Genomic DNA, 3,582 nt, shown 5'->3' with positions numbered 1-3,582 from the left:
CCCTCGCTGCCACCGTCATCTTCTGGCTGTGATCAACGAGTCTTGACCCTAGCGCGTCGTCCAACGCAAATTTAATAACGCGCTCGGAAATCCAGCTGCGCCAACCCTTCGCGCCGTCGTGCCGCGAGCCGCCTTAGAAGCGTCGTTCTAGTAAGAGACGAATAAGCGGACTCTCGGGACCGAGCCGGACGTCTCACCGTCCGGACGGAGATCCCGACGTGCTCCACCCTGCTGGAATTGTCCGCTCATGACCGGCATCGACGCCCTTGCCTCAGGCGAGCGTCGGCGCGGCATGCTGCGCACGGCCATGGGGCCGACGATCGCGGCCGCGCTCGCCAACCCGCTCGTGATCGAGGTGATGGTCAACCCTGATGGCGCGCTTCGGCTCGATCGCCTCGGCGAGGGCAGGTCCGACACCGGCGTCCGCTACCATCCGGCCCAGGTCGAACGCATCATCCGGCTCGTCGCGTCACACATCGGCGCGGAGGTCCACGCCGCATCACCGATCGTCTCCGCCGAGCTTCCGCCGCGAGAGGAGGGTAGGGCTGGAGAGCGCTTCGAGGGCGTGCTGCCGCCTGTTGCACCTGGCCCGTGCTTCTCGATCCGCAAGCCCGCCGAGCGCCTCTACACGCTCGCCGACTACGTCAGCGATGGCATTATGGACGAGGGCACAGCGCTTCTCCTGGCCCAGGCGGTCGTTGACCGACGCAACATTCTGATCGCGGGCGGCACCAGCTCGGGCAAGACCACGCTGGCGAACGCGCTGCTCGCCCAGATGGCGAGCCTCGACGAGAGGGTCATCCTGATCGAGGACACACGCGAGCTCCAGTCGCCGGCACCCGACACAGTCGCGCTCAGGACGCGCGCGGGCAGCGTCACGATGGCCGACATAGTCCGCTCGACGCTCCGGCTTCGGCCGGATCGCATCATCGTCGGCGAGGTCCGCGGCCCCGAAGCGCTCGACATGCTCAAGGCCTGGAACACCGGCCACCCCGGCGGGATCGCAACGGTCCACGCCAACGGTGCCGAGGCCGCGCTCTTCCGCCTGGAGCAGCTCATCCAGGAGGCGGTCGTGACCGTGCCCCGGCGGCTGATCGCGGAGGCGATCGACCTAGTCGTCTTCATCGCCGGCCGCGGACGGCAGCGCCGGGTCGCCGCCATCGCGCGCGTCGACGGCCTTTCCGGTGCCGACACCTACCGGCTCACCCACCTCATCCCCCCGCTCAACCCCGAAGGAGACTGACCATGCTTGCTGCACACCTCTCGATCCGCAGAGCTCGGACCCGCGCCCCCGAGCTTGGCAGGCTGGCCGGCGCCGGCTTGACGCTCGGCCTAGTGCTCACGTTCTCCGGCGTCGCGCACGCCGCCGGCTCCGGTATGCCCTGGGAGGAGCCGCTCCAACAAGTGCTGGAGTCGGTGCAAGGGCCCGTCGCTAAGATCGTGGCGGTGATCATCATCATCACCACGGGCCTGACGCTCGCCTTTGGAGAGTCCTCGGGCGGGTTCCGGCGGCTGATCCAGATCGTGTTCGGCCTGTCGATCGCGTTCGCCGCATCGTCCTTCTTCCTGAGCTTCTTCAGCTTCGGCGGCGGGGCGCTGATCTCGTGAACGGGACGGGCCAGCACATCGAGGGCTTCGAAGCGCCGATCCATCGCTCGCTCGCCGAGCCGATCCTGCTCGGCGGCGCGCCGCGCGGGCTCGCGATCGTCAACGGCACGATCGCGGCGGCGCTGGGGCTCGGACTCCAGCAGTGGATCGCGGGCCTCCTGGTCTGGGCTTTCGGGCACACGCTCGCGGTGTTCGCGGCGAAGCGCGACCCGGACTTCGCCCCCGTGCTGGCCCGCCACCTTCGTCAGCGGGGGAACCTGTCGTGCTAGCGATCGGCGAATACCGCGCCCGTGCCGACCGGCTCGCAGACCACCTTCCATGGGCGGCGCTGGTCGCGCCCGGCATCGTGCTCAACAAAGACGGCAGCTTTCAGCGTACGCTCTCATTCCGTGGCCCTGACCTGGAGAGCGCGACGGAAAGCGAGCTCGTCTCGGCCTGCGCGCGGGCGAACAACGTGCTGCGCCGGTTCGGCTCGGGCTGGGCGTTGTTCATCGAAGCCGAGCGCCGCGAGGCGCTGGGCTACCCGGAGAGCCGCTTTCCCGACCCAGCCTCCTGGCTGGTCGAGGAGGAGCGCCGGGCCGGGTTCGAGTCCGCCGGCCAACACTTCGAGAGCCGCTACTACCTGACCCTGACTTTCATGCCGACCCCCGATCAGGCCGATACGGCGGGTCGCGCGCTGGTGGAGCAAGCCGACGACCGGCGCGGTCGCGACTGGCGGCAGGCGCTCAGCACGTTCGAAGCGGAGATCAACCGCGCGCTCGACCTGCTCGGCGGCTTCATGCCCGAGGTGCGCGCGCTCACCGATGCCGAGACGCTGACCTACCTGCACGGCGCGATTTCAACCCGCGTCTACCCCGTCACGGTCCCGCACACGCCCATGTACCTCGACGGGCTGCTCGCCGATACGCCGCTAGTAGGCGGCCTGGAGCCGATGCTCGGCGACCTGCACCTGCGTACGCTGACCGTGCTCGGCTTCCCGAACGTCAGCCGGCCCGGCATCCTCGACCAGCTCAACCACCAGGCGTTCGCCTATCGCTGGGTGACCCGCTTCATCGCGCTCGACAAAGCGGACGCGACCAAGGCGCTGACCAAGCTCCGACGCCAGTGGTTCAACAAGCGCAAGTCGATCTCCGCGCTGCTGCGCGAGGTCATGTACAACCAGCCGACCCAGCTCCTCGACAGCGACGCCGACAACAAGATGGTCGACGCCGACCTGGCGCTCCAGGCGCTGGGAGGCGACCACGTCGCGTTGGGCTACATGACGACCACCATCACGGTGGCCGACGAAGACCGCGCCCGAGCGGACGAGAAGGTCCGCGCGGTCGAGCGCATCGTCAACGGGCTCGGCTTCACCACCATCCGCGAGGGCGTCAACGCCGTCGAGGCCTGGCTCGGTTCGTTGCCGGGCCACGTCTACGCCAACGTCCGCCAGCCGCTGATCCACACGCTCAACCTCGCCCACCTCATGCCGCTGTCGAGCATCTGGGCCGGCCCGGCGCGCAATGATCATCTGGATGCGGCACCGCTGCTCTATGCGGAGACCGGCGGGTCGACGCCGTTCCGGCTTTCCACCCATGTCGGCGATGTCGGCCACATGCTCGTTGTCGGCCCGACGGGCGCGGGCAAGTCGGTGCTGCTGGCGCTGATCGCGCTTCAGTTCCGCCGCTATGCCGACGCGCAGGTCTACATCTTCGACAAGGGCCTGTCCGCGCGCGCCGCCGTGCTGGCGATGGGCGGAGCGCACCACGCGCTGGGGCTCGGCGCCGACGCCGGCGACACTATCGCCTTCCAGCCGCTGCGCGACATCGACGTGCCCGCGACGCGCGCCTGGGCACTCGAATGGATCGTCGCGCTTCTCGCTTACGAGCGCGTCGTCGTCACGCCGGACGGGAAGGAGATGGTCTGGTCGGCGCTGGGCAGCCTCAGCACGGCGCCGGAGGACGAGCGCACGCTCACCGGGCTGTCGCTGCTGCT

Annotated in this window: 4 protein-coding genes; all 4 read left to right on the top strand. The window is 69.0% G+C overall.

Translation table 11 applies throughout. The features are described from left to right. The first annotated feature begins 247 nt into the window (after positions 1–247). Complete coding sequence (trbB, locus tag ACFE71_RS15190) at positions 248–1,243, top strand: P-type conjugative transfer ATPase TrbB (RefSeq protein ID WP_375429602.1); 996 nt, start codon at positions 248–250, stop codon at positions 1,241–1,243. Between the two features lie 2 nt (positions 1,244–1,245). Further along, a complete protein-coding gene (locus ACFE71_RS15185; protein WP_375429601.1) occupies positions 1,246–1,608 on the top strand; it encodes a TrbC/VirB2 family protein in 363 nt (120 codons plus the stop codon). Further along, the gene (locus ACFE71_RS15180; RefSeq protein WP_375429600.1) at positions 1,605–1,877 is read left to right on the top strand and encodes a VirB3 family type IV secretion system protein; all 273 of its coding nucleotides are present in this window, start codon (positions 1,605–1,607) and stop codon (positions 1,875–1,877) included. The genes ACFE71_RS15185 and ACFE71_RS15180 overlap by 4 nt, the downstream gene beginning before the upstream one ends. Continuing rightward, positions 1,871–3,582: conjugal transfer protein TrbE (locus tag ACFE71_RS15175; protein WP_375429599.1), on the top strand; the 1,712-nt coding region annotated here is incomplete at its 3' end. The genes ACFE71_RS15180 and ACFE71_RS15175, both read left to right, overlap by 7 nt.

The sequence above is a fragment of the uncultured Sphingomonas sp. genome (genome assembly GCF_964237155.1).
Classification (GTDB): Bacteria; Pseudomonadota; Alphaproteobacteria; order Sphingomonadales; family Sphingomonadaceae; genus Sphingomonas.
The sequence above is the reverse complement of the archived record's forward strand: the minus strand, read 5'-3'. Positions and strand labels throughout refer to the sequence as shown.